The sequence below is a fragment of the Nocardia sp. NPDC024068 genome (assembly GCF_040638875.1).
Taxonomy (GTDB): Bacteria; Actinomycetota; Actinomycetes; order Mycobacteriales; family Mycobacteriaceae; genus Nocardia.
Genome location: NZ_JBEZYU010000002.1, coordinates 26,177 through 52,216, shown reverse-complemented (window position 1 = coordinate 52,216; position 26,040 = coordinate 26,177). Strand labels below are relative to the sequence as shown.

Sequence of the window (26,040 nt, the reverse complement as noted above, 5' to 3'; positions counted from 1 at the left end):
GCTGCCGCGGCGGCACCCGCCTACGGCTCCGGCGAATCGGCGACCTCGTCGACCAGGCCCCACTCGAGCGCACGACGCGCCCCGAGCCCGACCCCGGTGATGAACAGATGCAGAGAACGCCACCGGCCGATGCGGCGCGGCAGGCTCACCGTGCCGCCGGCTCCGGGGATCAATCCCATCGCCACCTCCGGCAGCCTGACGACCGTGTCCGGTGCCGCGACGACTCGGCCGGCGAATGCGGAGATCTCGATCCCCGCGCCGACGCAGTGACCGTGCAACCGGACTTCGGTACGCCCCGCGATACGCGCCAGCAACCGGGCCGCGCCGCCCCGGGTGCGGATCAGATGCGCGGTCGCGATATCGGGCGTGTGGCCGAACTCGTCGAGATCGCCGCCCGCGCAGAACGACGGACCCGCCCCGTCCAGCAGAATACGAGTGGAACCGTCGTCCGCCACGGCGACCCGCAGTGCGTCGACGAGGGCGTCCCGCAGCGCGGTTCCGTAGGCATTGCGCCGTTCCGGACGGTTCAGGGTGATCCGCAGTGTTTCCCCGTCCGCGTCGAGCAGTACGGGATCGGTGACCGGCGGAGGTGGTAACGAACGGCCGAGGAGACGACGTTCGGCGAGCCAGCCCGCGAACTCCGGGCCGCCCTGCAAGGTCGAGTACGCCAGCGATTCCACGTCGATCGCCGCGGATATCGGCAGGTCCGCCGAAGCCCGCAGGACCTGTGCGGCGATATGCGACGCCTGCGGGCAACGCCGCACGCAGGCCAGGAACTCCTCGACCGCGTGCCGCATATCGTCACAGCCGACCACCGCGGGGTCGGAAGGGTCCGGCGCCGCCGCGTAGGTGAGGTCGAGGGCGGCCGTCAACGGGGCCAGTTCGGGCCGGATCGGCCCGGAGGCGATCCCGATGACCAACCCCTCCAAGTCGGGTACCCGGGCGGCGGCGGCCGCCGCGGTGGATCCGTCGACGCCGTCCAGATCGACCAGTATCACCGGCTCGAGGAGGGAGGTCGCGTCCAGCACCGCCACCCGGTTTCCGTCACCGGCCACCTCCGCCGCCGTGAGGGTGTGCACGTCGATATCCATGTCTGCCCTCCTGACCTGTGGCCAGAACGGTAGCAGGGCGTCCCGGGGCCGATCGCGTACCGGACCGGCACGAACACACCCGGCGTCGCGACCTCGTCCGGGCCGGCCGAAGATCAGCGAAAGCGGAGCCGAACCGATGATCGCCGATGGTTCGAGCAACCGCAGCCCCCGTCACCGGATAGGCAGGCCGCCCTCTCGCTCGGTTCCGGCGACCGCCGGCAATCAGTCCGTGAGGTAGGCGACGAGACTGCCGATGAGTCCGGCGAGGGCGTCGTCGAGATCTCCGTAGGTGCCCAGCGTCCGTTCCGAGGTGATACCGCGCATTGCCGCCGGGATCAGCGCGGCCACCTGCCGGATCTTCACCGGGTCCACCGGCAGATCGGCGAACGCGCGTTCACAGGCCTTGTCCCAGTTCGGTTTCCAGGACGCCAGTTCCGCGGCCGTACGCGGATAGTCGCGTTCGAGTTCGGCGTGATCCCGGGGCAGCGCGGCGCGCAGGGTTTCGATCGCCAGCGATTCCGGTGTGCGCAGCCCGACAGCCATCGTTTCGATCATCGCCGACACCCGTTCGCGCAGGGTTCCGTCGGGCTTGATCCCGGCGGGCAGATCGCCGCGTTTATCGGCCGTATGGCGTAGGACCGCCGCCCACAGACCGTCGATATCGCCGAACTGGTACTTCACCACTCCCCAGGTCGCGCCGATATCGCGGGCGATCCGGTTCCCCGACACCGCCGCGGGGTCGCCGGTCGCCAACGAGGCGATCGCCGCTTCGAGCATGCTCTCCCGGGAGGCCAGGCCGCGTTTGTTCGCGCGTCGCCCGCCTGTCGCCACGTCCGTCACGGGGATCGAGTCTACCGGGCTCGACCAGGCGAAACCAGTTTCATCGAACCCTCTTGCATTCATCCGGAGACCCTTCTATCCTCGATAGCGCCGCGTGGCCTGAGTCACAGCGGATGATCGCCGCGTACGCCCTTCACCGAACCGGGAGGATCGAAATGGCACCACCACCCCTGTCGATGGAGCCGACGGGCTGGTTCCAGGTCGCCTGGTGCGGCGAGATCACCGTGGGGGCCGTGCACAAGATGAAGTACTTCGGCCGCGAGATGGTGGCCTGGCGCTCGGCGTCCGGCCGGATCGCGGTATTCGACGCCTACTGCGAGCATCTCGGCGCTCATCTCGGCTACGGCGGACATGTGGAAGGCGAGAATCTGGTCTGCCCGTTCCACGGCTGGGAATGGAACCGCGAGGGCCGCAATGTCTGCATTCCCTACGAGGACCATCCGAACCGGGGCCGCCGTATCCGGAGCTATCCCGTGGTGGAGCGCAACGAAGCGGTATGGATCTGGTACGACGTCGAAGGGCGTCCGCCCTATTTCGAGGTCCCGGATATCTTCGCGGCCTTCGGCGACGACAGGACCGCCGCGGACTACTATCCGCCGGTACCGGCCGCCACGCTCTACCGGCAGCAACTGGAATTACACCCGCAGTACATCATGGAGAACGGCGTCGATTTCGCGCATTTCAAGTATGTGCACAAGACCCCTTTCGTCCCGGAATTCACCCGTCACGATTTCTCCGGCCCGGTGTCCTATGTCGACTTCACCATCGCGTTCGACGCGAAGGCCGCCGAAGACGCGGTCAACAGCGGAGTCGAGTCGATCAATGCCGGACTGGGGTGTTCGATCACCAAGAGCTGGGGCATGGTGGACAACCGCACCATGCCGGCCGTGACACCGGTGGACGAACGCACCTCCGATGTCCGGTTCACGGTGTGGATCGGGCGCAAAACCGGCGACGACGGCCCGGAGATCACCGAATACGGCAAGACCATGGCGGATTTCGTGATCGAGCAGTTCGAGGCCGATGTCCACATCTGGTCGCATCAGCGATATTCGGACCCACCGGCACTCTCCCGTAAGGAATTCCAGGGATTCCGGGCGCTGCGCGAATGGGCACGACAGTTCTATCCCGGCGAGACATCCGGGGCCGCCACCGGACGGCCCGTGCCGAACCCGGACGCCGCCGCCGGCCGGATCTGATCCGGGCCGGACGGCCCCGCCGCTCCCCAGCAACAGAAAGGCTTCCGACGATGAGCACCCACGGTAAGGTCCGCGTATTCCAGGTCGCGACGGGCAATCTGGGCACCGAGATGATCGGCCGGATCCGCGACCACCCCGATCTCGAATTGGTCGGCCTGCACTGCTATTCACCCGAGAAGATCGGCCGCGACGCCGGCGAGATCGTCGGACTGGATCCGGTCGGCGTGATCGCCACCGGCTCGGTCGACGATATTCTCGCCGCCCGCCCCGATGTCCTCACCTTCCACGGCGTCTTCCCGGACGAGGACCTCTACGAGAAGGTCCTGGAAGCCGGTATCAACGTGGTCACCACCGCGGATTGGATCACCGGTTTCCACCGCGACACCAACCACCGGCACCCCTCGGGGCGGAAGGTGAGCGAGGTGATCCAGGCGGCGTGCGAACGCGGCAATTCCACCTTCTACGGCACCGGTATGAATCCGGGCCTGGCCCAGATCCTCGGAATCGTGCACACCGCCGACGTTTCCGAGATCGAGAACATCACCGTCACGGAATCGGTGGACGTGTCCTGCCACCATTCGGTCGACACCTGGAAGGCCGTCGGCTACGGCCGCCCGGTCGACGATCCCTCGATTCCGGACTCGCTCTACACCTATACGGCGGTGTTCTCGGACGCGGTGTACCTCATGGCCGACGCCTTCGACCTCGAACTCGACGAGGTGCGTTTCGACTACGAACTCGGCGCCTGCACCAAGGATATCGATCTGGGCTGGTATTTCCTGCCCAAGGGATCGCTGGGCGCCAACTACATCAAGTATCAGGGAATGGTCGACGGTGTGCCCCGGATCGAGACCCATCTCGAATGGCAGATGACTCCGCATACCGATCCCGCCTGGCAGATCAAGGGCTGCTATATCACCCAGGTCACCGGTGATCCGAATATCTACAGCAAACATATGGTCTTCCCGCGTAAGGGATTCGATCTGTCCAACCCGGAGAATTTCGCCTCGATCGGGATGACCGTCACCGGATTGCCCGCGTTGAACTCGATCCGATCCGTCGTCGCCGCCCGGCCGGGGATCATCACGAGCGCGGATCTGCCGTTGCGTGGTTTCGCCGGTCGGTTCCGGATCTGAATCCATGAGGCCGCCGCCATGAGTTCAGCCCGGTAGGTCCCCACGCATTCCGGCCAGGGTCCAGCGGACCAGGGTGGGAAAGTTCTGCTCGATCAGGGCCATCTCGGCCTGCGCGTCCGCGGTCCGGCCGGGATCCAGCGACTCCTGCACCGCCACCACCGAATGATTGATCGTCAGAGTCGCCAGTGAGCGGCAGCCCATGATCGCCAGCGGTTTCGGGAAGCCGGCCCGCAGGGCGGCTTTGACGAGTTCGTTGACGTACCCGGTGACCGCCAGCCGGTCCTCGATCGTCATGAGCCGGGTGAGGTGCGGATGGGCCCGCAGCGCGCGGTGCAGGGCCAGGCACCAGTGCAGCGCGGTGTCTTCCCAGGTGTCGTATTCCTCGAACTCGAGGCGTAGCCGGGAGAAGTGCCGGGCGACGAGTGCCCGCGTCAGCTGGTCACGATTGCCCACCTGCTGATACAGCGTCTTGGTGGAGATCCTGAGATCGCGGACCAGCCGCTGCGCGCTCAAGGCGCCGAGTCCTTCCGCGTCGAGCAGTTCCAGCGCCCGGGCGTAGATGGCCTCGGCCGGGATCAGCGGTTTGGCCATCGCCGCACCGCGTCCGCCGCCCGTAGCGGCCCCGGCCGGGCCCGCACCCGGCCGGTCCGCCGGGCGCGGCCCACCTCGTTGCTGCGCAGCGTTCCGGGCATCAGTACTTGAGAGCGCCCGCGTCGACGGCTATCTGGCTGCCGCTGATCGTCGCCGATCCGGGACCGGCCAGCCACGCCACCACATCCGCGACCTGTTCCGGCGGCATGAAACCGCTCTGGCCGTCGGGGCCCTGCGTGGCCGGGCGATAGGGCACGGGCGGGAAGGCGTTGATGTAGGCCGGATACCGGGCGAAGATATCCATCATGGCGTCCGGTTCGATCATGGGGGTGTCGACCGAGTAGGGGTGGATCGAGTTCACCCGGATACCGAATTCACCGGCCTCCACCGCGAGGGTGTTGGTCACCGCCACCAGCCCGTGTTTGGAGGCCGCGTAGTGCCCGTTACCGGGGGTCGCCTTCAGTCCTGCCGACGAGCTCACGATGACGACGGAACCGCCGTTCCCGGCCTCGATCATCGCGGGCAGGGCGGCGCGGACGGTGCGCCAGGTGCCGTTGAGATTGACGTCGATCACGGTGTTCCACTGCTCTTCGCTCATCTCCCACAGCCGGCCCCAGCTGAGCACACCGGCGTTCGCGACCAGCACATCGAGCCTGCCGAACTGGTCGATCCCGTCCTCGACCGTACGCCGCAGCGCATCGAGGTCACGGATATCGACTTCACGGGCCAGTACTTTGCGTCCCGCGGATTCGACCAGGCGTGCCGTTTCCGCGAGATCCTCCGCGGTGGCGGCCGGGTAGGTGATGGTGTCGGCGACCGGTGCGCAGATATCGATCGCGATGATATCGGCGCCTTCCTCCGCCAGCCGGACGGCATGTGCGCGACCCTGTCCTCGTGCGGCGCCTGTCACCATGGCGACCTGTCCCTGCAGCGTCTGCGCGCGGCTCGTCATCGCGATCCATCTCCCGTTCGAGTAGCGGGGTACAGAGTTCGGGACCGTCCGCCCGGACACACCCGGCTCACCGACGACCCCGGCAGCCCTGCACCGAGATTTAAGAAAATGCAATTTTCTCAAAAAGTAGTCCCGGCCCCGGGGCGGCGCAAGACCCCTGTCACCGGATGGGCCGGATGCCGCCACGGAGTGCCACCCAGGTAGGCGGTGGCCGGCGCCGCGACATCGATGGTGAGGTCCGCAGGCGCGTCCGATGCCGCGACCTCCCGGGCGCCGATCCGGTACGTTCCGGTATTGGCGGGCAGGAGGGTGTCGGTGACCGCGACGGCCACGGCAGGGCCCGGCCGGTAGGCGCGGCGGGCCGGCGCCGCCGGGATGCCGACCAGCCGCAACCAGGTCTCGTCCCGGATTTCCGATACCCGCACCGCGCGCTCGTCGGTGAACAGCCGGCCCAGCGGCGAATCGGGCGCGGCCGTCAACACCACGGAAGCAGCGCGGTCGCCGGCCCGAGCCGGGCGTGGGTGAGCAGCACACCCGGTACCGAAACGACCGCCACTCGTTACAAGGCCGGGGCCGGCCGCCCCCGGCAGTCAACCGGGCGGATCGAATCCCGCGTGCCGCCCCAACGCAATTCGGCCCGGAGGCAGTGATTGCGTTCGAAGTGAGCACAATGGTGGGCGCCCGCCGCGCCGCGCGATTGGATCGACGGAGAACTTCCGAACCATCGGGAGGTTCCGGAGGTGCACCATGACGACACAGGCAGCCGACACCGGTATCGACGCGTTCCGCGCCGAATGGCGCGAGTGGCACCGGCAGCACGAGGACCGGCTGGCCGATCCGCACGGATTCCTGGCCATTACGGGTCTGTATCGGGTATCCGCGACCGCGCAGCGCTTCCCGGGCGCGCCCGGAACCTGGTCCACCGGAGCCGAGGGTGTCATCGTGGTCCTGGACGACAGCGAAGAACTGGTGATCGGCGGAACTCCGGTCCGCGATACCCACCGGTTCGGCGCCATCCCCGAACGGGGTGGGGTGAATGCCGTCTGGGGCGACGCCGTGATCGAGGTTGCGCGGCGCGGCGGACACGATGTGGTGCGCCCGCGCCACCCGGATAACCCTCTGCGCACGGCGTTTCGCGGCACCCCGGCCTACGCACCGAACCCCGACTGGGTCATCGGCGGTCGTTATACCGCCTTCCCGGAACCCCGGCCGACAACCGTGGGCGCGGCCGTGGAAGGGCTGGAACACGTCTACGACGCGCCGGGGCAGATCGAGTTCGTCCGTGACGGCCAAGCGTTGCGGCTCACCGCGTTCGCCGGCAAGGCGCCGGGTGAGCTGTCCGTCCTGTTCACCGACGCCACCTCCGGGGTCACGACATACGCCGCGAACCGCGCGTTGCACATCGCCGCTCCGGCCCCCGACGGCACCGTGGTGCTGGACTTCAACCGGGCCGCCAATCTTCCCTGCGCCTACACGGATCTGGCGACCTGTCCGCTGCCGCCCGCGGAGAACCGGCTCCCGATCGCCGTCGAGGCGGGCGAGAAAATCCCCTACGAACGTGGGTGATCCGGCCGACGGTGCGGCGCCGTCGATCACACACCTGTCGTTCCTGACTCCGGGCAACTATCCCGACAACGACCCCGCCACCGGGCTCGAGGACACCCTGCGGCTCTTCGAGTTCGGTGAACGCCTCGGGTTCGACGGGGCCTGGATCCGGCAGCGTCACCTCGAGCACGGTGTCGGGTCGGCGGCGGTCTTCCTGGCCGCGGCGAGTCAGCGCACCCGTCGTATCCAGCTGGGGACCGCGGTGATTCCCATCGGCTACGAAAGCCCGTTCCGGCTGGCCGAGGATCTGTCGATGGCCGATGTGCTCTCCGGCGGCCGGCTGCAACCCGGGTTCAGCGCCGGCACACCGCCGCACGCGGATCTCATCGGCGATCTGGTCTTCGACGGCGACTGGCGCGGTTACGACCTGTCCTACGGACGGATCTCCCGGCTGATCGCGAACCTGCGCGGCGATTACCTGGGCGACCCGGATACGGTCATCCACTCCCCCGGCAACACCCAGCGGCCCCGGCTGCAACCGCACAGCCCGGGGTTGGCCGACCGGCTCTGGTACGGCGGCGGCAGCACCCGGTCGGTGCGCTGGGCCGGGGAGAACGGGCTCAACCTGCTGTCCGGCAATATCGTCTTCGGCGAAACCAGTGACGATTTCACCACCACCCAACTGAATCTGCTCGACGAGTTCCGCCACCGCGCCGATGCGGCCCGGCCGCCCCGGATCGCGGTGGGCCGGGTCATCGTCCCCCTCGACAGCGCCGACCGCGCCACCCGCGAGCGGTACCTGCGGTACGCGGCCGGAAGGCATGAGCGGACCCTCGGACCGCAGGGCGAGCGCCGGATTCTGTTCGCGCCGGACCTGGTCGGCACCGCCGGACAGATTCTCGATCGGCTGCACTCCGATCCGGTCCTGCACCGGACCAGGGAACTACGCCTGGAACTGCCCTATGAGTTCCACCGCGACGATTACGAGCAGATCCTGCGCGACACCGTCGAACTCATCGCGCCCGCGCTGGGGTGGCGGCCCGCCGCCGACGCTCAACGGCGGCCCGCCGCCGACGCCGCGCGGCCCCTCAGTTCCTGATCAGAGTGATCGGGAGACCGTCCTTGGGGAACGGCAGCGAGTGGTAGTCAATCGGTGGCACATAGCCGGGATCCACGGTCCAGTGGTAGTCGCGCAGCAGCCGGTGCATGATCGCCTTGACCTCGAGGCCGCCGAAATACAGACCGATGCATTTGTGCACGCCGCCGCCGAACGGCTCCCAGGCGAACCGGTGCGTTTTGTCCTCGTGGCGGCCCGGCCCGAACCGATCGGGGTCGAAGGCCAGCGGGTCGGTCCAGTACTCCTCCATGAGATGGGTGAACTGGATGCCGACGATGACATCGGTACCGGCGGGAATGCGCACACCCTGGACCACGGTGTCCTTCACCGCGTACCGGACCAGCACCGGAACCGGGGCGCGCAGCCGCAACGCCTCGCGCATCACCAGATCGATGGAGACCAGGCCCTCCAGCTCGGATTTCGACGGCGCCGGCCCCAGGGCGAGCGCTTCGTCGCGACACCGTTGCTGCCACTGCGGGTGCTGCCCGAGGTACTGCAGGATGGTCGAGGTGGTGATGGTGGAGGTGTCGTGGGCCGCCATCATCAGGAAGATCATATGGTTCACGACGTCGTCGTCGCTGAACCGCTGCCCGTCCTCGGTCTCGACATGGCAGAGCACCGAGAAGATATCGTCGGTCTGCCGGGCACGTTTGGCCGGCAGGTAGTGGCGCAGGAATTCCTCGAGCACCTTCCGGCCACGGTAGGCCCGGCCCCATCGGGTGAACGGCGCGTTGATCCGGACGATACCGGCCGCGGCCTGGACGCAGGCGATGAATGCCTTGTTGATCCGGTCCATCTCCGCCGCACTCGTATCCTCGACCCCGCCCATGAACAGGTCCGCGGCGATATCGAGGGTGAGCTGCTTGAGCTTCCAGTAGGACGGGAACTCGGTGCCCGCCGCCCAGTCGGCCACCCCGCGTTCGACGGCCGGATGCAGACGCTGGGTGTAGGCCTCGAGCCGGGAGCGGGTGAACGCCTCCTGCATGATCCGCCGATGCGCGAGATGTTCTTCGAAATCGATCAGCATGAGGCCGCGATCGAAGAAGGGGCCGACGAGTTCGGACCACGCCGGTTCGTTGGCGAAGGCCTTGTCCTTGTTCTGCAGCGCCGCGCCGCAGGCGTCGGCCCCGAGCAGCATCACGGCGTTCTTGCCGAGCGCGCGGAACGGAGCGACCGGCCCGTAGCGCTCCCAGCGGCCCCGGCACAGGGCAACGGGATCCTTGGCGTATTCCAGTACCTGCCCGAGTACGGGCAGGCCCCGGTCGTCCCGGTGCTGAACCGGGATCGGCCGTGGACCGGCCGCCTGCTCCTGTGCCGTTCCCTCGTGTGGTCCCAGGGCCTTGGCCGTCATGGTTCACCTCGCGCGTTCATGTGGTCCGGATCACGTCAAGACTGATTCAGGAAGAGCATCCTGTCAACCTTGCGCGATGGTTCGCTGTGGCATGCTGGCCGTATGGCCGTGCAGTCAGGGGTCTACCGGGGCCTCAGTGCCGCCGAGCGCGCCGCCGAGCGCCGCGCCCGGCTGCTCGAGGCCGCCCTGACGGTCTGGGCGAATCCCGGGACGAAAACCACGATGACCGCGATCTGCGCCGAAGCCGGTCTCAGCGAACGCTATTTCTACGAGAGCTTCACCGGACTGGACGCGGCGCTGGAAGCGGTGATGAACGCGATCGCCGCCGAGATCGAGGAGACCAGCCGCCGCGCCGCCGAGAACGCGGGCGACGAACCCGAGTCGCGGGTGCGCGCGTCGATCGGCGCCTTCGTGCAATTACTGCTCGACGACCCCCGCAAGGGCCGGGTGGCCATCGTGGAATCGGTCGCGATACCCGAACTGCGGCAACGCCGGACCGAACTGCTGCGTCACCTCGCCCACCAATCCGCACTCGAGGCGCGGGAATTCCTCGGTCCCCGCGGCCGCAGCGAGGACGACGACGAGACCGCGGGCCTGTTCTTCATCGGCGGTATGGCGGAACTGGTCACCGCCTGGCTCGACAATGCGGTCACGGCGTCGGCCGACGATATCGTCGATGCCGCCGCACGCGCCCTCCTCGGCCTCTATCACTGATCCATCGGACCGCATACCGACGCCTGGTTCAACGCCATTCTTGCCATCTGCGCCTGGCGGTCGCGCCCGACGAGTTGATCGCGCACCCCAACTACGCCGCGGCACGGATTTTCGCCCGCAACGCGCACTGCTGCCGGGCAACGCCGCGGCGTGCAATCCTTCGATGACCATCGCCGCCGTGGCCGAACGCGCGATGGACAATATCGTCGGTCGCGATGTGGGGACACTGATCTGAGGATTCCGGCACGACCGCCGGGCACTCAGGTCTTGCGGCCGACCGCGCCGTAGAGCACCAGCTGGGTGTCCGGCAGGTCGTCGGCGAGCCACTGCTGTAGTGGGACCACCCCCGGTTCCAGATTCTCGAAACCGTCCAGGAACGAGGTCACCTCGTCGAGCGAACGGTATTTCACCTGCGAGGAGGTGTTCATCGCGTCTTTCGAGGTGCGCTCGATGATCTCCGGGTGACTGATATCGGCGCCGTGGGTGAACGCCAGATAGCTGCCGGGAGCCAGCGCGTCACGATACCGGGCGACCAGTTCGGCCGGATGTTCCTCGTCCATCACGAAATGCAGGACACCGACCATGGTCACCGCCACCGGTTCGGTGAAATCGATTCCCGATTCGGATTCGAGCCGTGCCAGGAGTTCTCCGGGGTCACGCACGTCCGCGTGCAGGGCGCTCACTCCCGGATGGTTACCCATCAGCGCATTGCAGTGCACGAATACGACCGGATCGTGGTCGACATAGGCCACCCGTGCGGCGGGGTGGGTCTCGTGTGCGACCTCGTGCACGTTCGGGGAGGTCGGGATACCCGAGCCGAGATCGATGAACTGCCGCACACCGGTGGCGGCGGCCAGGCGAACCGCGTGCAGCAGGAAATTGCGGCTGAACCATGCCAGCGACTTGGTTTCCGGCGCCACGGCCAGTATTCGATGGGCGAGCGCCCGGTCGACCTCGTAGTTGTCCTTGCCGCCCAGCAGGTAGTCGAACACCCGAGCCGAACGCGGCTCGTGTGGATCCACCCCTCGCGGTGTGCGTTCCATCTCCGCCACGCTACCTCCGATTCCGCCCACCGGTCGCAGCGAATACCCCGCCCGGCCTCATACGCCCGATTCACCGCCCGCCGCAGTTCGTTCGGCCCGCGTCAGCAACGCATCGGCGACCACGCGGGGACGCCGGCCCAGACCGCAGGCACTGGCCACTCCGTCGACCGGGCGGCCGAGTGCGTCCTCGACGAGGGACAGCAGGTGCAGTTGTTCCTCGTCCGTGGGCGTCTCGTGCACGACTCCCGCGTAGAACGCCGTCTGCGCACCGAGCGCCAGCCGGCGCAGGGGCGCATAGAATTCCGGCCGATCCGGGGGCGGCACGTCGCCCGCCGCGAGTGGCGCGTGCAGGAATTCCAGCGGCCGGTCCGGCGGCCAGTGCCGGACGATCGCGTTGGCGAGATCGACCAGTGGCCGGGTATCGCGCAGCGTGGCCCGGGCCTTGTTGTGCAGGCTACCGAGGCACAGGTGCACGCCGAACCGGGTACCCGCCGGCGCGGCCGCCGCGATCCCGGCGATCCCGCGGGCCAGGCCCAGCACGGTATCGACCGGCCGGTGCAGCGGCTGCGCCGATGCCATCAGCACCAGTTCCGCGGTGGCCTCGAGCTGGATCACCACCTGATCGCCGGCCAGTTCCCGGATCCGGGTGATCTCGCGGGCGGTCGCGGCGGCGAAGGCGGCGCGATGCCGGAACACGCCCGTGACGCCCAAAGCGATGAAGGCGAGGGTGAAATCGGTGGGCATACCGATCTGCAGCGCCGTCCCGGAGGTGGCGTGGTCCGGGCACAGTTGGCGGAAGATGGGCAGCGCCTCCTCGGCTTCCGACCGGTATCCGAGGTCGAGGGCCTCGGCGACGAGCCGGCCGCCCCGTGGCACGCGATGGCGGGTCCGGTCCCGGCTCGACCGCCATTCCCGGGGGCGGTCGACCTCCAGAACACCCTGCTGCACCAGGTTTTCGATGATCGGGCGGATATAGAACTCGTAGCGGCGCGTCTCCCCGGTCGGCAGGGTGCGCAGCCGCGGTCCGGCGGCGTCGAGCATGGCCCGCATCGCGCCCTCGGTGGTGTCGGCCGGAAAACTTCCGACGAAATGCACGGCCCGCCTGTTCACATTCGTATCTTATGCGGCCGAAGCCGTCGCCGACCTGCCGAGACGGAATTCGCTGTGCTGCTGCGTGATATCCCGTTCCGCTTTTCGTGCGCCCGACACTCATTGCGCGCCAACACGACCCCCATTAGGTTCCGTGGGCATGACTGCACAGAGCATTGCGCGCGGCCGCATCCGGCGAGCGCGCCGTTCGCCTATCACCGCACGGTTGCTGACCACCCTGGTGGTCGCAGTGGCGTGCCTGACGCCGGGTGTGGCCCATGCCGACGTGCCGGATCCCGGGCAGTGCGAATCGATTCCATTCCGGGTCGGCGCCGGCGACACTCTCGCGACCACACTGTGCACCCCGGCCGGCGCGACGACCGGAAAAGTCATGGTCCTGATGCCGGGTTCGAACTACAACCACACCTACTGGGATTTCCCGCACGCACCGGAGACCTACAATTTCCGGCGCGCGATGAACGCCGCGGGATTCACCACACTCGTCGTGGACCGGGCGGGTACCGGCGCGAGTTCGCGCCCGGCCAGCACCGGCGTCACCGCCACCGCGGACGCTCAGGCGCTGCACGAACTCGTCGGTGCCCTGCGCGCGGGGTACGCGGGCTCCGAACCGTTCGATACGGTGGTCACCGGCGGCCATTCGCTCAGTTCCGGTGTGGCCGTGCTGGAGGCGACCACCCACCACGACGTCGACGGTGTGCTGCTCACCGGCTATTCGCACAGTCTGAACGTGCCCGGCGCGCTCGGCGTCATCGGTACCTATCAGCCCGCCGAGCAGGATGCCGCCTTCACCGGTCGCGGCTACGATACCGGCTACCTCACGACCCGGCCGGGGACGCGCGAGCGCTCGTTCCACGCCCCCGAAACCTCCGATCCGGCGGTGGTGGCCGTCGACGAGGCCACCAAGGATGTCTTCTCCGCGGCCGAGTACCCCGACGGTCTCACCTCGACCCTGCCTCCCATGTCCACGGATATCACCGTGCCGGTGTTCGTGGTCAACGGCAGCGCCGATGTGCTGTGCTCGAACGCGTGCGCGGATACGGCGACCCTGCAGGCCGCCGAGACCCCGCATTTCGCGCCCGCCGCCCGGCTGCGGACGTTCGTCCTGCCCGGCAGCGGGCATTCGGTCAACCTCGCTCGCAATACCGCCGGCTACCAGGCCGCGGTCCGGGAATGGATGGACTCGATCCCGGGCTGAGCGACATCCGGGGCGGAGGCCGCGACGCGCAATCGGAGCCGCACTCCTGCTAGCTCGCGGGGCGGTGCGCTCCGCCGGAGCGCTCTGCCGCTTCGCGCAGCGTCCGGAATTCCCCGGCCAGCGCGTCCAGCGAGTAGTGGGCGTTGAGCCCGCTCGGATTCGGCAGCACCCACACCTCGGTGTCGCCGAGTTCCTCGGGTTGGCGGCCGACGCCGGTCCGCGGCCGGCCGAACGCGGTGCGATAGGCGCCCAGGCCCAGGACCGCGAGGATCCGTGGCCGGTAGCGCGTCACACGGTCGGCGAGCGCGCGGCCGCCGTCCTGTAATTCCTGCTTTGTCAGCTCCTGCGCCTTCGCGGTCGTGCGAGGTACGACGTTCGTGATACCCAGCCCCAGCGCGGGCAATTCATCCTGCTCTTCTGGGCGCAACAATCGCGGCGTGAATCCCGACCGGAACAGCGCGGGCCAGAAGCGATTGCCGGGCCGGGCGAAATGATGGCCCGTCGCCCCGGACCACAACCCGGGGTTGATCCCGCAGAACAACACCCGCAGATCCGGAGCCAGCACATCGGGAATCGTCGATCCCGCCGCGGCCTCCAGATCGGCCGGAGTGGGGCGGTTGCCGCCGGAACGTGCCATCTCCTCAGTCTGCCCGATCGGCTACGGTCGTAGAATCGGAGACGGTTGTCGCGGTCGGCGTCTACGCACGCGCGACGCGACCACTCCGTTCCCGGGCCCGCGTTCCGGGCGCATGTTCGTCGTCGTAGCCATATCCGCCGATTCGATCGGAAGGTGGTTCGGTGATGCGAACCGAGGGAGACGCGTGGGATATCGTCACCGGTGTCGGGCTCACCGCCCTGGGTGTGGCCACCTTCCGGGCCCTGGAATCGGCGCTGCCCGATCCACTCATTCGTGACGACTACGCGGCATTGTTCGTCCGGGCCGCGGGCGAACCCCATTTCCTGGACATCCTGCGGGACCCGCCGAAAATCGCGGGCCGGCCCCTGGTCCCCGGATTCATGGGATTGCGGACCAAATTCTTCGACGAATTCTTCCTCTCGGCGGTCGCAGCCGGGGCCGGTCAGGCGGTGATCCTGGCCGCCGGACTGGACGCCCGGGCCTACCGGCTCGACTGGCCCGCGGGCACCGTCGTCTTCGAGATCGACCAGCCCAAGGTGCTCGAATTCAAGGACCGCGTACTCGCCGACCACGCGGTGGCGCCGCGGGCAGTGCGCCGGCCGGTCGCCGTCGATCTGCGCGACGACTGGCCCGCCGCGCTCATCGCGGCCGGGTTGAATCCGGACACGGCCACGGCGTGGTCGGCCGAGGGCCTGCTCCCCTATCTGCCGGGTGCGGCACAGGACTCCTTGTTCGACCGTATCCGCGAACTCTCGGCGCCCGGCAGCCGCTTCGCGGTGGAAACCGCCCCGACGAGTGCGGCCGCCGGGAACTTCGCGAACCTCGAGGCGAAATACTTCGACAAGAACCCGTTCGGCGAAATCGACCCGACCGAACTCTTCTACCACGACGAACGAGCCGATCCGGCGCAATGGCTGCACGACCACGGCTGGACGGTGCAGGCCGTCGGCTCTGCCGACCTGGCGAGCACCTACGGGGTGACACTGCCCGAACTCCCCGAGGAACTCGAGCAGCAGTGGCAACGCCCTCGATACCTCTCCGCGGCCTACGACGCCGGATCGGGAGGACCCGGGTGACCCGCTACACCTTCAGGGTGCGGTCGAAGAGTTCCCGGAGCTCCAGATAGTGCCGTTCGGCGCCTGCCTCCTGATACATGCAGGTGTCGGCCATCGTGTAACCGTGCGTCGCGTCGGGATAGACCGCGGTCAGGTGGTCCACACCGGCGGCGGCGAGCGCGGCGTCGAACGCCTCGATCTGTTCCGGGGTGCTGCTCGGATCGTTGTCGGCGTGCCCGGCCAGTACCGCGGCCCGCACCCGGGACACCTCGTGGTGCGGGCTGTCGGCACCGTCGGTGACCAGACCACCGGTATGGAAGAGCCCGACGGCGGCGACCGCGGCGGGCCGATGCGCCGCCAGCACGAGTGCGGCCCGGCCCCCCAAGCAGTAGCCGGTCGCACCGACCACGGATCCGGTCACCCCGGGTAATCCTTGCAGGGCGGCCAGCCAGGTCTCACCGTCGACGCGCAGGACCTCCGGTGTCAGCGCCGTGAGGCGCGCACCGATACCCGAGGCGAAGAACGCCGCCCGATTATCGGGATCACGCAGGTCGGTGGTGGGTGCGAGATCGACGGCCCGGCCGGCGCGCCAGAAGATATTCGGCGCCAGCACGACGTACCCCCAGGAGGCGATCCGGTCGGCGATCTGTTCGATCTGGGGCCGTAGGCCGATCGCATCGGGATACAGCAGAACGCCCGGACCGGCATCTCCCGCCACGTACGCCTCGGCGGTTCCCTCGGACAGAGATATCTCGATCGTGGTCACGGCCCCGACCCTAGCGAAACGGGCCGAGGCGGCCCGACCGTGGCGCCGGAGAGATCACCACGCCACGGTCGGGTCCGCGGTCAGGGGATGACGACCGGGCCGGCGACCGGCGCCGGTTCGTCGGCCCATCGGTGCCCGGACTCCCGCGGGGTGAGGCCCTCGTCCGTCCAAGCGGCCAGCAGCAACGCGACCTTGGTGTGCATGATGGTGCGCAGCCGGTCGAAGGAGTTCTGCGGATTGTCGTCGACCTCGCCGAGCAGCAGCCACCACGCCCACGCCACCGCCCCGGCGTTCGCGACGAAGTCCGGCAGCACCGGGATACCGCGGGCGGCGAGCATGGCCTCCGCCTCCGGCGTGGTGGCGGCGTTCGCGGCCTCGACCACGACGTGGGCCCGGACGTCGAACGAATTGTCCGGGGTGATCGCATAGGAGATCGCCGCCGGGACCAGGATGTCGACCTCCGCGCCGAGGATCGCGGTGCGCGGCAGCTGCTCGATTCCCGCGGGCAACCGGGAGCGATCGATTTCGCCGAATCCGTCACGCAGGTCCAGCAGCGCCGGGACGTCCAGCCCGGCGGCACAGTGCAGAGTGCCGGCGGCGTCGGCCACGGTGGTGACCTTCATTCCGGCCTCGTGCAAGTAGTAGGCCGCCGCCCCACCCATGGTGCCCACACCCTGGATCGCGACCGTGGTGTCCGCCGGGCCCTTGCCCCGCCACACCGCCGCGGCGAGGCAGGCGTGCGCTACTCCGTAGCCGCCGATCACATCGCCCAGCAGGAAGCCGCCGTCGACCGCCGCGTTCAGGCCCTTGCGGACACGCTCGAGGGTCGCCACCGGGTCGGCCGCGCGGCTGATGGCGGCGTGATAGCTCTGCCCCATGCCCAGCTTCTCGAAGACTTCGTCGATCAGGTGCTGCGGGACTCCCAGATCCTCGGCCGTCACCCAGTGCGAGTCGATCCAGGGGCGCATGGCCTCACAGAACCGCTCCAGCACCTCCACGGCACGCGGATCCTTCGGATCGAAATCGATCCCGCCCTTGGCGCCACCGACCGGTAGATCGAACGTCGCGGTCTTGTTGGCCATCCCGCGGGCCAGATCCTCCACCTCGTGCACCGTGCATCCGGCGCGCATCCGGGTACCGCCGGTCGCCAGGCCCGCTCGCAGCGTGTGGACGACGAGATAGCCGACCGCGCCGGTGATCGAATCCGTCCACTGCAGCCGCATATAGGGTTCGGAACGGCGGATCGCGGGGGCGACTGCGACAGCCGGGGGGATGGTCGGAACGGTGTGTGCGGCCACCTGCGGTGTGCCCCCGGCCGGGTCCTGAATCGTCGTCACGGCGGAACCCCTCATCTTTCGTGGTCATGTTTGACGTCACCACCCACGGGGAAATAGTCCCTGTAGTGGCGAGCGTCCGTGCCCGGACCTCGTCGTCCCCGGCCGATGCTTGCATCCGGTGCACCCAGCGTGCATTCGCATCGGCCCGCGCGTCTATTTACGGTTCGTTCACGGCAGTGTTCAGTACTGCTGCACAACGCTTACGCTCATGGGTATGGACCTTTCGCTGGCCCGTCTGCGAATGCTGCGCGAGCTGCACCGACGTGGCACGATCACCGCGGCCGCGACGGCTCTGCACTACACCGCGTCAGCGGTGTCCCAGCAGCTCGCGCAGCTCGAACGCGATGTCGGCACCCGGCTCTTCGAACGCCGGGGGCGCCGAGTGCAGCTCACCGATCTGGGTGTGCTCCTCGCCGAGCACGCGGAGGAGATACTCGCCTCGGTCGAACGCGCGACCCAGGCTCTCGAGGAAGCCGGTGAATCGGTGACGGCCAAGATCACGGCCGGGGTGTGGGCCTCGGTCGCCTCCGGCCTGCTACCCGACGCGCTCAACGCCCTGGCCCGCACCCACCCGGGGATTCTGGTCCGGACGAAGGAGCTCGCGCCGGAGGCCACCGCCGCGGCCGTTCTCGACGGCACCCTCGATCTTTCCTTCGTGCTCGACTACTCGAATTCTCCGATGACCTGGGACCGCGGGCTGGAACGGGCGGTCATCGCCGTCGAGCGGCTACACGCCGCGGTGCCCGCCGGCGCGGTACCCGCGGCCAGTGTGACACTGGCCGAGTTGGTTGAGCATCCGTGGATCCTCGCACCCGCCCGGTCGCATTTCGGGCATTCGGTGCGACTGGCGTTCCAATCCGCGGGGCTGGAACCGCGAATCCATCACGAGGTGGAAGAGCAGGCGACCGCCATGGCAATGGTCGCGGCCGGCCTCGGTGTGACCTTGGTGTCCGATCTGGGTCTGGCGCTGCGCCCGCCGGGCGTATCGGTCGTCGCGCTGGGCGATGTCCTCACCCGGACCGTATCGCTGGCCTACCGCACCAACACGGCGCGGCGGGCAGCGCTGCTGCTGGTCGTGGACGCGATCCGCACCGCGGCAGCGGAGAAAGGCCTGGGCGCCGACACCGCACTTCCCGCCCCCACCGCCGAACAGGCGGTGACACCCGCCGCCCCACCGGACGACGGCACAAGGGGGCGCCTGGCGTACGGATGACCCACCGTCCGGACGACCAGGCCGACGGGCCCCCGGTTCGCCGGGAGATCGGATATCGTTTCGTGAACAACCGTCGGCAATCCGGACACGCACAACCGCGAGACGTGAATATTGTTGTGCCCGAACCAATCACGGTTTTCCCGACCGGCGTCGCGATTGCGCGCCGGCGGGTTCCGCCGGTGTGGACTCGGCACTCTGAATTGTGAATGAAGCAGACCGAACGCCCGGCGCGATGGGCCGCGGCCGGTCGGCCGGGCCCGCGAGGTCCGGATGCAGTATTCGTGACACCGCACGCGCGGCGTCGACCACCAGCGGCGCGATCCGTTCGATCCGGTTGCTCTCCTCGTCGGCACACAGCGAGATGGCGGCGACCGGACCATCGGGTCCGCGCACCGCGGCGCCGGCACAACCGACACCGGGGGACGATTCACCGATATCGAAGGCCAGCCCGCTGCGCTGCCGGATCCGGTGGAGTTCCCGATGCAGCACCGTGCGCTCGCTGATCGTGCGCTCCGTGCGGCCGGGCAGCGCACGGCCGTAGATCTGGTCGACGGTCTCCGGCGCCAGCCGTGCCAGCATCGCTTTACCGGCCGCGGTGGCGTACGCGGGAACCCGGCCGCCGACCCGGGACGGGACCTGGGCCGCGAAGGGGCCCCCGATCTTGTCGAGATATACGCAGTCGGCCCCTTCCAGCACTGTCAGGTGGACCACGACGCCGGTCCGCTGATGGAGTTCGTGCAGGAGCGGCGCGGCGGCTGCCCGGATCTGTCCCCGGCCACCGTCGCCACCCAGGGCCAGTGCGCGCCCGCCCAGCCGGTATCCGTACGCGGCATGCTCGATCCAGTTCAGCCGCACCATCTGGTGCAGGATCCGGTGGACCGTGGATCGCGGGAGCCGCGCCCGACCGGCCACTTCCTCCAGTGTCAGTCGCGACCCGCGCCCGTCGAAGGCGTCGAGGATCAGCGTCATCCGTTCGATCATCGACGCCGGTAGACCCTGGTTCGGCGCGTCGACCTCGCACTCCGAGTCAATGACAGTCATCGATTACTCCAAACACGCACTTCATAGCGGTATTCATCGCCAAAACTGAAATTAATTCTCGCTGACGGTAGCACTCCGGTCGCGGAACCGAGGGTGGAATCGGCGCCTCCGGGCGAGATGCGGTGCGGGTACCGCCCACCGGGATCGCGTGCGGCCACCGCGCGGCGCGATGCGGTACAACGAACGCCGCCCGGTATCACCCGCAACCGATAGGGAGCCTGCGATGCGCATCGGAATCTCGTCCCCCGTGGTCGTCACGCATCCGGCGCTGTGCTCGGAGTGGGAACGGACGGCCGGTATCGGCGAGCTCGCGCGAATCGCCCGAACCGCGGACCGGCTCGGATTCGACCACCTCACCTGCAGCGAACACATCGCCGTTCCCGTCGGCGTGGCCGCCGAGCGCGGCGGCACCTACTGGGACCCGCTGGCCACCTTCGGATACCTCGCCGCCCGCACCGAACGTATCCGGCTGGCCACCCACGTCCTGGTGCTCGGCTATCACCATCCGCTGGAGATCGCCAAACGCTACGGGACTCTCGACACCGTCAGCGACGGCCGTCTGGTCCTGGGATTCGGCGTCGGCAGCCTGCGTGCGGAGTTCGACCTGCTCGGCGCTCCCTTCGCCGACCGCGGCGCCCGCGCCGACGACGCCCTCGCCGCGGTGCGCGCCGCACTGTCGCGCAGCCGGCCGGAGTACCACGGCCGGTTCTACGATTTCGGCGATGTCCTGGTCCGCCCGCACGCGATACAACCGCGGGTCCCGCTCTGGATCGGCGGACGCACCCGGCGCTCGCTGCGCCGCGCGCTCGAATACGGCGACGGCTGGGCGCCTTTCGGCCTGGCACCGGACGCGTTGCGCGCACTGCTGAGCACTGTGGATCTTCCCGGCGGATTCGATCTGGTCCTCGGGACCGGCACTCCCCTCGACCCGATCGGCGCACCCGGCCGCGCGACGCGCTCCCTCGAACGTCTCCGCGATATCGGTGCCACGATCGCCGGCGTCGCGCTGACCGCCCGCGATGCCGACCACTACTGCGATCAGCTCGCCGCACTTCGTGCTCTGGGCGGGCGACTCGGCTGCCCGTTCACCGACCCCGCCGACTCCGGCCCGAGAGGAAACCCATGACCGACACCGCTGCCCTGGTGGCGCAACTCGCCGCCCGGGTGCAACACCTCGAGGACACACTCGCCGTCACCGAACTGCTGACCGCCTACGGCCCGGCCGTCGACAGCGGCAGCGCCGAGGCCGCCGCACGGCTGTGGATCGAGGACGGGGTGTACGACGTCGACACCGGGATCATGCGCGGCCACGCGGAGATCCTCGCCATGGTGCGGTCCGCACCGCATCAGCGCCTGATCCGGGCCGGCTGCGCGCATATCCTGGAACCCGGTCATATCCGGATCGACGGCGAGACCGCCGTGGCGACCAACAAATCGCAACTGATAGCCGGTGGCCCGGACGGTTTTCGAGTTCTGCGAATCACGGCCAATCGATGGGAACTCGTCCGCGTGGACGGCGGCTGGAAGGTCGCCCGCCGCACCAGCCGGCTCCTGGACGGTCGAGCGGAGGCGCGCGACCTCCTGGCCCGAGGTGTCGGTCCCGCTCAGTGGTAATGATCACCGGGCCCCCGGCCGCACCGTGCGATGTTGACGCTCGATCTGCACCGCGAACGAGAGGCGGCCTTCCATGACCCGAGCACTACCCGCACCGCCGGACCCGGCCGCCGTCGTCGCCCGATTGACGGGCCCGGGCGGCCGATTCGAAATGACCACCGAGGAGGTCCTCGGGGTGGCGATGCCGGTGATGCGGCACCGGGGCCGCTCGGCCGGCGAACTGCTCGCCGCCTCCCGGGCCTGGGGAGACCGCGACTACCTGGTCACCGCCGACCGCCGCATCTCGTTCGCCGGGCATCTGGACTCCGTTGCCGCACTGTCGGCCGCACTCCGTGAGGACTACTCGGTCACGCCCGGTGACCGGGTGGCGATCCTCGCCGCCAACAGCCCCGAATGGGTGATGACGTTCTGGGCGGCCCAGTGCCTGGGCGCCATCACCGTCGGCCTCAACGGCTGGTGGGTACCGCGCGAAATCGAATACGGATTACGGCACAGCCGCCCGTCGATTCTCGTCGTCGACGCCCCCCGCGCCCGGTTGCTGGCCGATATCGACACCACCGGCATCACGGTGCTCACCGTCGAAACCGATCTGCCGCGGCTGATCGGCGGCCGCACCGGCGCGGAACTCCCTCTCGTGGCGGTGGACGAGGACGACCCCGCCGTCATCCTCTACACCAGCGGCACCAGCGGACGGCCGAAGGGCGCCCTGCATTCGCATCGCAACCTGCTGGCCGTCGCCGACTACCACCGGTTCAACGATGCGGTCATGGCCGAGTTCACCGGCCGGACCTATCACGACGCCGAGCCCAGTCCCCTGCGCTACCTGCTGACCTCGCCGCTGTTCCATATCGCCAGCCTGCACAATGTGATCGTGCCGCGGCTCGCGACCGGCAGCGCGGTCGTGATGACCCAGGGCGCCTTCGATGTCGACAAGGTGCTCGGACTCGTGGAACGGGAGCGGGTCACCAACTGGGGTGCGGTGCCCACCATGGCCGCCCGGCTACTCGCCCACGACAACCTCGAGAAATACGATCTGTCCTCCCTCACCGCCTTCGCGCTGGCCTCCGCGCCGTCGTCGATCGCGTTCAAAGAGCGGCTGCGGCAGCGGCTCCCGGCCGTCGGCACCACCTTGGCCGACAGCTACGGGCTGACCGAATGCAGTACCGCCATCGCGGTGGCCACTGCCGCCGACCTCGACCAGGCGCCGGGCACCCTCGGTCGGCCGATCCTCACGGTGGCCCTGGAGATCCGCGCACCCGAGGGCGAGCGGGTTCCGGACGGGACGGAGGGTGAAATCTGTGTGCGCAGTCCGTTCGTCATGCTCGGCTACTGGGAGGACGAGACGGCGACAGCCGCGGCGATAACCCCCGACCGGTGGCTGCGGACCGGCGACTACGGATTGGTGCGCGAGGGACGGCTGTGGCTCACCGGCCGGCGATCCGATCTGATCCTGCGCGGCGGTGAGAACATCTATCCCACCGAGATCGAGCAATGCCTCGAGGAACATCCCGCGGTCGAGGAGTGCGCGGTGCTCGGCATCCCGCACCCCGATCTCGGTCACGAGGTGGCGGCGGTGGTCGTCGTCGCGACCGGCGCGGCGGTGGGCGAGACCGAACTCGCGGCCTACGCCGCCGAACGCCTCTCCTATTTCAAGGTGCCGGTCCATTGGCGGATCACCACCGAGTCGTTGCCGCGTAACGCGACGGGGAAACTCGCCCGGCGTTCCATCGGCTTCTGATCGACGCGTGCTCCGCGCCGGTGCGCCGGCGCGGAGCACCGGCCGGTCTCAGTCCGCCGCGGAGAACGCGGCCGGCCATTCGGCGAGCAGCAGATCGCAGGTGACCCGCAGGTCCTGCTCGGCGTCGGCGATGGTGATCCGCCCGTTGAGGCAGGACTGAATGGCACCGAATGTGGCGTGGACCAGGATTCGCACCAGCACCGCGTCCCGTTCGGTCACGGTGTCGATACCGGCCGCGTCGTAGAGCAGCCGGCGGAAGTTGGTGTCCACCCGCGCGGTATCGGGGACCACACTGGCCTTGGCGGTGCTGTTGGACTGGATCATGGCGGTCGCCAGCAGCGGCCGGCGCAACAGCGCCCGAACCACCTGCACCAACGTGTCGTAGACCGCGTCCGCGGGGCGCCGCGCACCGCGTGGCCGACGCGCGAAGGCCGCACTCATCCGGTCGATCTGATCGAGCATGACCGCGACGAAAAGGTGAGTCTTGGACGGGAAGTACCGATACAGGGTGGCGACGGCCACCCCCGCCAGTTTGGCCACCTCGTTCATCTGGACTCGCTCGAGGTCGTTCTCGGTGGCCAGCGCGGCGGCGGCGTCCAGTATCCGGACGACCCGCGCGCGCTGCTCGGTGGAACTGGGTGCCGCGGCATCGCGCGCTTCGGCGATTCTCGGCATCGCATCCCTCCTTACCCGGCCATCGTGCGGTCGATGCTGCCAGTATCGAACCACCCGGTGGTGGCCGCGTCCGATGAGTGAGACCGGCGCGGGACGCCCCCGCGGTCCCGGCCAGTGAGAATTTCGCGCCGGGCCCGGCACCGGATCCCTAGCGTATGGGCCGTACCGCAGCCGGGCACGCAGGGAGGTCTTCACCGTGATCGATACGAGCAGATTCGGACCGTGGGCCGTCGTCGCCGGTGGATCGGAGGGAGTGGGCGCCGCGTTCGCCGACGAACTCGCCCGGGCCGGGATGAACCTGGTGCTCATCGCCCGCACGCCCGGCCCGCTCGACGAGACGGCGGCCAAGGCGCGCGCCCACGGTGTGCAGGTACGCACTCTCGCCCTCGATCTGCTCGCCGCCGACGCGGTGGCGCAGATCCGCACCGCGACCTCCGATCTCGAAGTCGGCCTGCTCATTTTCAACGCCGGGGCGAACAGTTACGGACACGAATTCGTGACCGGTGACCTGGACGGCTTCCGCCGCGTGATCACCCTCAATATCGATCGCCAGCTCGAGCTGGCCCAGCACTTCGGTGCGCCGATGAAACAGCGCGGGCGCGGTGGCATCGTGCTGCTCGGCTCCCTGGCCGGTTACCTCGGCTCCGAACAGCAGAGCGTCTATGCCGCGGCCAAGGCGTTCAGCCGGGTATTCGCCGAGGGGCTGTGGATCGAACTCGAGCCGTACGGGGTCCACGTGGTCGAGCTGGTCCTCGGTGTCACCCGGACACCGGCGATGCAGCGGGCCGGGCTGAACCTCGATCTGCCGGGCATGCTCGTCGCCGAACCCGCGGACGTCGCCCGCGAGGGACTCGAACATCTCACCGACGGCCCGGTCTGGGTGGCCGGGGGCAATTACGAGGCGGCTCGCAAACGTAGTGGTTTCCCGCGTGCCGACCTCGTCCGCAGCGCCGCCCGCGCCCTGCGCAAACTGATGAACCGTCCCTGACGCTTCGCGACCCGTTACCGGAGGGTGGCCCCCACCGGCACGTCCATGTGACCGACGGCGGTCGTGTTGAGCAGTGCCGCGGTGGACGCCACGCCGTCGATCGGCGGGGAATCACCCGCGGGTACGGCGACCGGTCCGGGCTCCTCCCGGTAGCCGGGCGGGCGAAGCAGGTAACCGAATCTCGCCGACCATGTCGTCGCGTTCTTCATATCGCGCACCATCGACGCCAGCTCACCGTAATTGACGGTGATCGGGTTGTGGGTGCCGATATTGTGCACCAGGCCGTACCGGACCGGCTCGATCTCCTCGGCGTAGCTGCCGAACAGACGGTCCCAGATGATGAACACCCCGGCGTAGTTCTTGTCGAGGTACGGGTTGTTCGAGCCGTGATGCACGCGATGATGCGACGGAGTGTTGAAGAGATACTCGATCGGCCGCCACAGTCTGCCCACCCGCTCGGTGTGGATCGGGAACTGGAACACCAGATTCAGCGACTGCATCAGCAACACCATCCACACCGGGAAACCCAGCAGCACGGCGGGAACGAAGAACGCGCTGCGGAGCAGCATCGACGGGTTCAACCAGGGCAGCCGGATCGCGGTGGTGAGATTGAAGTACTCCGAGGAGTGGTGCACCGAATGCGAGGTCCACATCAGCCGCACCCGGTGATCGGCGCGATGGGCCCAGTAGTAGCAGAAGTCCACCACCACGAAGGCCAGCGGCCACACCCACCACGACCGGGTGTCGAGCTGGAACGGGGCGAAGGCGGCGGCCAGCGCCAGTGGTCCGACGACAGCGGCGGCGGTCAGGATCGGCTTGGTGATCCGGCCGAGCACGAACGTCACGATATTGGTCGCGACATCGCGGCCGTGGTAGCCGTGGCCACCGGGCCGGGTGTCCGGGTCGATCCGGGTCGCCGCCCATTCGGCCAGCATCAACACCACGAAGGCGATCAGGGTGGGGACCACGAACAGTGGGTCGCGCATATGCGGGCCTCTCGCCGAAGTGTTTCTGGTACCGGAAACGATCCCGCACGATCGTCGGGTAACGGTGTGACGGTACTGAAGGCTTTCTGAGGAACCCGCCCCGGCA

26 protein-coding genes are annotated in these 26,040 nt (G+C 68.6%); 12 read left to right on the top strand and 14 right to left on the bottom strand.

Annotated features, from left to right (window positions below):
- Positions 1–20: 20 nt before the first annotated feature.
- Together AB0F41_RS03115 and AB0F41_RS03110 are read right to left on the bottom strand one after the other, a co-directional pair.
- On the bottom strand, positions 21–1,091 hold the full coding sequence (locus tag AB0F41_RS03115; RefSeq protein WP_357421038.1) for an enoyl-CoA hydratase/isomerase family protein: 1,071 nt from the start codon (positions 1,089–1,091) through the stop codon (positions 21–23).
- 222 nt (positions 1,092–1,313) lie between these two features.
- Positions 1,314–1,931, bottom strand: a complete 618-nt coding sequence (locus AB0F41_RS03110; RefSeq protein WP_357421037.1) for a TetR/AcrR family transcriptional regulator — start codon at positions 1,929–1,931, stop codon at positions 1,314–1,316.
- A gap of 155 nt (positions 1,932–2,086) precedes the next feature.
- On the opposite strand from AB0F41_RS03110, the gene AB0F41_RS03105 reads away from it, so the two are divergent.
- Both AB0F41_RS03105 and AB0F41_RS03100 read left to right on the top strand, forming a co-directional pair.
- Complete coding sequence (locus AB0F41_RS03105; protein WP_357421036.1) at positions 2,087–3,130, top strand: Rieske 2Fe-2S domain-containing protein; 1,044 nt, start codon at positions 2,087–2,089, stop codon at positions 3,128–3,130.
- A 50-nt stretch (positions 3,131–3,180) separates the two neighbouring features.
- The gene (locus AB0F41_RS03100) at positions 3,181–4,266 is read left to right on the top strand and encodes a dihydrodipicolinate reductase (RefSeq protein WP_357421035.1); all 1,086 of its coding nucleotides are present in this window, start codon (positions 3,181–3,183) and stop codon (positions 4,264–4,266) included.
- A 24-nt stretch (positions 4,267–4,290) separates the two neighbouring features.
- Here AB0F41_RS03100 and AB0F41_RS03095 read toward each other — a convergent pair whose 3' ends face one another.
- The 3 genes from AB0F41_RS03095 to AB0F41_RS03085 form a co-directional block, all read right to left on the bottom strand.
- Complete coding sequence (locus AB0F41_RS03095; RefSeq protein WP_357421034.1) at positions 4,291–4,857, bottom strand: hypothetical protein; 567 nt, start codon at positions 4,855–4,857, stop codon at positions 4,291–4,293.
- A 100-nt stretch (positions 4,858–4,957) separates the two neighbouring features.
- Positions 4,958–5,809 carry a mycofactocin-coupled SDR family oxidoreductase gene (locus tag AB0F41_RS03090; RefSeq protein ID WP_357421033.1) on the bottom strand — a complete coding sequence of 284 codons (852 nt, stop codon included), beginning with the start codon at positions 5,807–5,809 and terminating at the stop codon, positions 4,958–4,960.
- Positions 5,810–5,928: 119 nt separating this feature from the next.
- Positions 5,929–6,294: a sterol carrier protein domain-containing protein gene (locus tag AB0F41_RS03085; RefSeq protein ID WP_357421032.1), complete on the bottom strand. Its 366-nt coding sequence runs from the start codon at positions 6,292–6,294 to the stop codon at positions 5,929–5,931.
- Between the two features lie 262 nt (positions 6,295–6,556).
- Between AB0F41_RS03085 and AB0F41_RS03080 the strand changes: the two genes are divergently transcribed.
- Positions 6,557–7,375: a DUF1684 domain-containing protein gene (locus AB0F41_RS03080; RefSeq protein ID WP_357421031.1), complete on the top strand. Its 819-nt coding sequence runs from the start codon at positions 6,557–6,559 to the stop codon at positions 7,373–7,375.
- Positions 7,368–8,453, top strand: a complete 1,086-nt coding sequence (locus AB0F41_RS03075) for an LLM class flavin-dependent oxidoreductase (RefSeq protein ID WP_357421030.1) — start codon at positions 7,368–7,370, stop codon at positions 8,451–8,453. Before AB0F41_RS03080 ends, AB0F41_RS03075 begins: the two co-directional genes overlap by 8 nt.
- On the opposite strand, the gene AB0F41_RS03070 is transcribed toward AB0F41_RS03075, so the two are convergent.
- Entirely contained in the window at positions 8,443–9,822 is a 1,380-nt protein-coding gene (locus tag AB0F41_RS03070) for a cytochrome P450 (protein WP_357421029.1), read from the bottom strand. The genes AB0F41_RS03075 and AB0F41_RS03070 overlap by 11 nt on opposite strands.
- Positions 9,823–9,924: 102 nt before the next feature.
- Between AB0F41_RS03070 and AB0F41_RS03065 the strand changes: the two genes are divergently transcribed.
- Positions 9,925–10,536, top strand: a complete 612-nt coding sequence (locus tag AB0F41_RS03065) for a TetR/AcrR family transcriptional regulator (protein ID WP_357421028.1) — start codon at positions 9,925–9,927, stop codon at positions 10,534–10,536.
- A 260-nt stretch (positions 10,537–10,796) separates the two neighbouring features.
- Here AB0F41_RS03065 and AB0F41_RS03060 read toward each other — a convergent pair whose 3' ends face one another.
- Both AB0F41_RS03060 and AB0F41_RS03055 read right to left on the bottom strand, forming a co-directional pair.
- Entirely contained in the window at positions 10,797–11,579 is a 783-nt protein-coding gene (locus AB0F41_RS03060; protein ID WP_357421027.1) for an SAM-dependent methyltransferase, read from the bottom strand.
- A 57-nt stretch (positions 11,580–11,636) separates the two neighbouring features.
- The gene (locus AB0F41_RS03055) at positions 11,637–12,689 is read right to left on the bottom strand and encodes a hypothetical protein (protein WP_357421026.1); all 1,053 of its coding nucleotides are present in this window, start codon (positions 12,687–12,689) and stop codon (positions 11,637–11,639) included.
- 139 nt (positions 12,690–12,828) lie between these two features.
- Here AB0F41_RS03055 and AB0F41_RS03050 point away from each other — a divergent pair, with 139 nt between their 5' ends.
- Complete coding sequence (locus tag AB0F41_RS03050; protein ID WP_357421025.1) at positions 12,829–13,884, top strand: alpha/beta fold hydrolase; 1,056 nt, start codon at positions 12,829–12,831, stop codon at positions 13,882–13,884.
- A 49-nt stretch (positions 13,885–13,933) separates the two neighbouring features.
- Here the strand turns inward: AB0F41_RS03050 and mug are convergent, their stop codons facing one another.
- Positions 13,934–14,521, bottom strand: a complete 588-nt coding sequence (gene mug, locus AB0F41_RS03045) for a G/U mismatch-specific DNA glycosylase (protein ID WP_357421024.1) — start codon at positions 14,519–14,521, stop codon at positions 13,934–13,936.
- A gap of 164 nt (positions 14,522–14,685) precedes the next feature.
- Here mug and AB0F41_RS03040 point away from each other — a divergent pair, with 164 nt between their 5' ends.
- Positions 14,686–15,597 (top strand): SAM-dependent methyltransferase, encoded by a 912-nt coding sequence (locus tag AB0F41_RS03040; protein WP_357421023.1) that lies wholly within the window; start codon positions 14,686–14,688, stop codon positions 15,595–15,597.
- A gap of 4 nt (positions 15,598–15,601) precedes the next feature.
- Here the strand turns inward: AB0F41_RS03040 and AB0F41_RS03035 are convergent, their stop codons facing one another.
- Together AB0F41_RS03035 and AB0F41_RS03030 are read right to left on the bottom strand one after the other, a co-directional pair.
- On the bottom strand, positions 15,602–16,342 hold the full coding sequence (locus tag AB0F41_RS03035; protein ID WP_357421022.1) for a dienelactone hydrolase family protein: 741 nt from the start codon (positions 16,340–16,342) through the stop codon (positions 15,602–15,604).
- Between the two features lie 80 nt (positions 16,343–16,422).
- Positions 16,423–17,565, bottom strand: a complete 1,143-nt coding sequence (locus tag AB0F41_RS03030) for a Glu/Leu/Phe/Val dehydrogenase dimerization domain-containing protein (RefSeq protein WP_357421423.1) — start codon at positions 17,563–17,565, stop codon at positions 16,423–16,425.
- Positions 17,566–17,893: 328 nt separating this feature from the next.
- On the opposite strand from AB0F41_RS03030, the gene AB0F41_RS03025 reads away from it, so the two are divergent.
- A complete protein-coding gene (locus AB0F41_RS03025; RefSeq protein WP_357421021.1) occupies positions 17,894–18,892 on the top strand; it encodes a LysR substrate-binding domain-containing protein in 999 nt (332 codons plus the stop codon).
- 129 nt (positions 18,893–19,021) lie between these two features.
- Here the strand turns inward: AB0F41_RS03025 and AB0F41_RS03020 are convergent, their stop codons facing one another.
- On the bottom strand, positions 19,022–19,933 hold the full coding sequence (locus AB0F41_RS03020; RefSeq protein WP_357421020.1) for an IclR family transcriptional regulator: 912 nt from the start codon (positions 19,931–19,933) through the stop codon (positions 19,022–19,024).
- Positions 19,934–20,156: 223 nt separating this feature from the next.
- Here AB0F41_RS03020 and AB0F41_RS03015 point away from each other — a divergent pair, with 223 nt between their 5' ends.
- From AB0F41_RS03015 to AB0F41_RS03005, 3 genes are all read left to right on the top strand, one after another.
- Complete coding sequence (locus AB0F41_RS03015) at positions 20,157–21,059, top strand: LLM class F420-dependent oxidoreductase (protein WP_357421019.1); 903 nt, start codon at positions 20,157–20,159, stop codon at positions 21,057–21,059.
- Complete coding sequence (locus AB0F41_RS03010; RefSeq protein WP_357421018.1) at positions 21,056–21,547, top strand: nuclear transport factor 2 family protein; 492 nt, start codon at positions 21,056–21,058, stop codon at positions 21,545–21,547. The genes AB0F41_RS03015 and AB0F41_RS03010 overlap by 4 nt, the downstream gene beginning before the upstream one ends.
- A gap of 73 nt (positions 21,548–21,620) precedes the next feature.
- Positions 21,621–23,285: a class I adenylate-forming enzyme family protein gene (locus AB0F41_RS03005; RefSeq protein ID WP_357421017.1), complete on the top strand. Its 1,665-nt coding sequence runs from the start codon at positions 21,621–21,623 to the stop codon at positions 23,283–23,285.
- A 48-nt stretch (positions 23,286–23,333) separates the two neighbouring features.
- Here AB0F41_RS03005 and AB0F41_RS03000 read toward each other — a convergent pair whose 3' ends face one another.
- Positions 23,334–23,960 (bottom strand): TetR family transcriptional regulator, encoded by a 627-nt coding sequence (locus tag AB0F41_RS03000; RefSeq protein ID WP_357421016.1) that lies wholly within the window; start codon positions 23,958–23,960, stop codon positions 23,334–23,336.
- Positions 23,961–24,156: 196 nt separating this feature from the next.
- On the opposite strand from AB0F41_RS03000, the gene AB0F41_RS02995 reads away from it, so the two are divergent.
- Positions 24,157–24,948 (top strand): SDR family NAD(P)-dependent oxidoreductase, encoded by a 792-nt coding sequence (locus AB0F41_RS02995; RefSeq protein ID WP_357421015.1) that lies wholly within the window; start codon positions 24,157–24,159, stop codon positions 24,946–24,948.
- Positions 24,949–24,962: 14 nt separating this feature from the next.
- Here the strand turns inward: AB0F41_RS02995 and AB0F41_RS02990 are convergent, their stop codons facing one another.
- Positions 24,963–25,934, bottom strand: a complete 972-nt coding sequence (locus AB0F41_RS02990) for a sterol desaturase family protein (protein ID WP_357421014.1) — start codon at positions 25,932–25,934, stop codon at positions 24,963–24,965.
- Positions 25,935–26,040: the final 106 nt, after the last annotated feature.